The following is a 3429-nucleotide window of genomic DNA, read 5'->3' as shown; positions in this document are numbered from 1 at the left end:
GCCGGAGTTTCCAATACCGGCCGCTGGCGGTCACCGGTGACTTCGAGAAGGGTCAGGTGCTGGGCGAGTACACGCTGGAACTGAGGAACGAAGGGGCCCACGGCGTGATCCGGGGGCTGGCGACGTCGTAAGGCATGAGGCCGGGCGTGGGCCGGCCGCTTCGGCGGTCGGCCCCGCCGGCCGATGCGTGGGGCGCCTCGTGTTGGAGGCGAGCGGCACAAAGGAGAGCGAGGGATGGCCAACTTTTCGACCGACGCGGACCTGCTGAAGTGGGAGCCGGCGCTCTTTCGCGAGATCGCCCCGGCGCACCAGTGCCTCACGCGCGGCGAGGGGGCGTCGAGCCTTATCTACCAGGTGACCGCGCCGGACGCGGCGTTTGTCGCTGCGCGCGTCCGGCCCGGCCACGTGGTGCACCTGGCGAATCCGGACCAGGGGGTGGACGGGTACTACGAGGTCGTGAGCGTCGAGGGGGAAACGGAACTGCTGGCGACTCTCGTCGGCAGCCCGGTGGACGAATGGGTGCCGCTGCCGACGGCGACGGACCTGGACTTTGCGATCCACACGTTCGATCCGCAGCACGAGGAGGCGCGGTGGGCGCTGCTGGCGCGGTTCGGCCTGGAGATGGACGCTTCGGACGGCGCCAAGGACCTCGAGCGGTGGATCCTGGAGCACCGGAGTCTGCGGCGGGCGAGCGTCGCGCTGGTGCTGGCGATGGTCTTGCGGGGCCAGGCAGCGGGCGGGTCGGCCGATGGGGCGCTCGCGCGCAAGGCCGAGCATTACGCCCGCCTGTACGAAGACGAGGTGGCGAAGGTGCGCCTGGCCGTGGACCGCGACGCGGATGGCCGGCCGGACGATGTGCGGTCGCTCGGCAGCCATCGGCTGCGGCGCGACTGAACGGCGCGTGGCAGGCGCCATGAGGCAAAGAGAATGAACGCAAGCGATGTGGCGATTCTGGAAGCGATTTCGGAGCGGCTCGGGCAGGTGGCGGGCGTCCGGACGGTCCGCGTGAAAAGCGCGGGGCAGAAGGTGGAAGTTCCGCTCAGCCGCTACGTCGCCGTCACGATTGAGCCGGCGGGCGCGGAGACGCTCGCTTGGCCCGAGGTGCCGGCAGGGCGGTACCGCCTGGTGCACTGGCGTGCGGCGGTGCTGGACCGGGCGCTCGTGGGAACGAAGGCGTTTGAGGCGCTGGCGTTGGTGGCGGAGGCGTGCCGCGAGACGCTCCTGGCGGAGCCGTCGCTCGGCGGCCTGGCGGAGGACGGTCCGGCGGCGGCGCGCAACGGCGACTTGGCGCCGGCGGCCGGGGCGACGCGTGTCGGAGCCGCGCAACTCTCGGAGGCCGTTCCAGGCGAGCCGACGGCGCTCGCGTTTTGCGGCGCCTCGGGCCGGTGGGAGGAGCCGATGGCAGGGGCGGCGGCGCTGGACGACGAGTTGCTGTTTTCGTCCGGCCCGCACGTCGTGGCGGTCGGCAGCCCTGTACGCCGCGTCAAGGACGAGGCGTTCAACGGCCTGGCGGGCGGCTTGGCGCTCGACCTCGGCGATGGGCCGCGGGAGATCCTTCAGACGGGCGTGCTTTCGGCGGCGTCGGTGTCAGCACTTGCGCAACTCGAGCAGGCCGTAGAATCGTTCATCGATGGGCGGGCCTACATCCTGACGGCCCCAGACGGGACCGATTACACGAATTGTCGCATGGAACGATTCGAGCGGCTGGGGCCGCCCCTCGTCGGCCTGAACTGGCACCGGCAGTACCGCATCACATACCGGCAACTGGTGAGGTGAAGAGTGGCTTACTGGACGGAGGGAATCGCGCGCGTTCGCGTCCGGCCGCTCGTGGTGGACATGGCGGAAGGCAACCCCGTCGGGCCGGCGGGGGCGCTCGATGTCACGTGGGAGTCCACGCAGGCGGACCGGTGGCACCAAGTGTACGTCAACGGGCGCCTGGGGGGCGTGACGGCCGCACCCGGGGATCGGCGGCTGGTCGTATCGGGGCCGGTCGGCGGGAGCGGCGCGCTCGGGCGGGTTCTGGTTGAGGTCGTTGCGGTGGACGCGGCCGACCGAGAGACGGACCTCGGCGGCGAACTCGTAGGGTTGGGGGCCGAGCAGGGCGCGCGCGTCCGCCTGGCTTGGCAGGCGGGCCTGTACCTTGACGCGAACCTGGAATCGTTCGACGTTTTCGCCGACGGGCGCACGGGGACAGTGGACTACGAAGCGCCGCTCAACGAGGCGCCGATTCCGGCGCGGCCGGGGGGCCAGGCGCCTTGGGGATACGGATGCGGCGGCTACGGCGTGGGAGGCTACGGCCAAAGCGCGGGGCGATACGAGTGGGTGACGGACGACTTAGAGCCTGGCGCGTGGCGCTTCAGCGTCGTAGCGGTGGACGCGGCGGGGAACCGTTTGGTGTCGGCCTCGGAGACGGCGGTCGCCGTCTTGCCGGTCCCCCGGCCGCCGGAGAACTTTCGCGTGACAGGCTTCGACCCGGTGGGGGCGCGCGCGACGCTGGCTTGGGAAGCAAGCCCCGACGTCTGACGGGGCGCTTGGTGCAGGGAAAGGAAAACACATGCCTTCGACTTTCACGCCGAACCTGAACCTCGAGAAGCCCGCCCATGGTGAGCGTGTGGACGATTGGGACGCGTGTCTGAACGCGAACCTCGACGCGATTGATGCAGCCGCCTGGCTCGTGCCCGTCCGGACGGACGACCCGGCGTCGCCGGCGGACGGCGAGCAGTGGGTCCGTTTGGACCTGGCGCAACTTCGTGTTCGTGTCGGCGCGACGACATACAAAGTGGACTTGGCGGCTGTCTGACGTGCGGGAGGCGGGCCATGCTTGTGTTTCGGATGGATGAGCAGAACTTCGGCGAGGGCGAGCGCGACGGCGCGCGGATCGTCACCGGCCAGGGTCTCAAGGTGGACTTCGACGAATTTGCGCCCGATAGTCAGGCGCTCGGCTTCTGGCACCTGCACGACGGCGCTTGCCAGGGAGAAGGGACCGGTCTGGCCGACGCTTCCGGTGCCGGCCATGACCTAACGAACCACGGCGCCGAGTCGGTCGAGGCCGGCTACCGGTTCGCCGGCGCAGGTCAATACCTCGAGGGAGCGTTTGCAGGCCAGCCCGCCCGTGCGGCGCTGACCCTGGAATGTTGGGTCCGGGCCTGGGCGACGGCGATGGGAACGGTCGGGGCGCCGGGCGAATACCGCATTGCGGGTGCCAACTCGCTTCTACTCCTTCGCGCTCTTCGGCACGCGACTCCGGCATCGAGTTATATCCTCGGCACCTACTATGACGGCACGTTATACAACGCGCAGTGGACGGGTGCGGCGGCCGACGCCGTCCTCGCCGGCGCCGCCCCCTGGCACGTCGCGGTCGCCATGGCGAACGGTTCACCCGTGCGACTCTTCGTCAACGGTGTTCTTGTGGCCGCGAGCGCGGCCAGC

General features: G+C 70.2%; 5 protein-coding genes. All 5 read left to right on the top strand.

All coding sequences use genetic code 11. The features are described from left to right. Window positions 1–234 precede the first annotated feature (234 nt). A complete protein-coding gene (locus NTX40_06635) occupies window positions 235–894 on the top strand; it encodes a hypothetical protein (protein ID MCX5648755.1) in 660 nt (219 codons plus the stop codon). A 33-nt stretch (window positions 895–927) separates the two neighbouring features. Continuing rightward, window positions 928–1776 (top strand): hypothetical protein, encoded by an 849-nt coding sequence (locus NTX40_06630; protein ID MCX5648754.1) that lies wholly within the window; start codon window positions 928–930, stop codon window positions 1774–1776. A 3-nt stretch (window positions 1777–1779) separates the two neighbouring features. After that, window positions 1780–2523 (top strand): hypothetical protein, encoded by a 744-nt coding sequence (locus NTX40_06625; GenBank protein ID MCX5648753.1) that lies wholly within the window; start codon window positions 1780–1782, stop codon window positions 2521–2523. A 31-nt stretch (window positions 2524–2554) separates the two neighbouring features. Then, window positions 2555–2800 (top strand): hypothetical protein, encoded by a 246-nt coding sequence (locus NTX40_06620; GenBank protein MCX5648752.1) that lies wholly within the window; start codon window positions 2555–2557, stop codon window positions 2798–2800. 17 nt (window positions 2801–2817) lie between these two features. Next, window positions 2818–3429 (top strand): hypothetical protein (locus NTX40_06615; GenBank protein ID MCX5648751.1); only part of this gene is annotated, 612 nt, incomplete at its 3' end.

It is taken from the genome of Planctomycetota bacterium, assembly GCA_026387035.1.
Lineage (GTDB): Bacteria > Planctomycetota > Phycisphaerae > FEN-1346 > FEN-1346 > JAPLMM01.
This window is presented reverse-complemented; position numbering and strand designations above follow the sequence as displayed.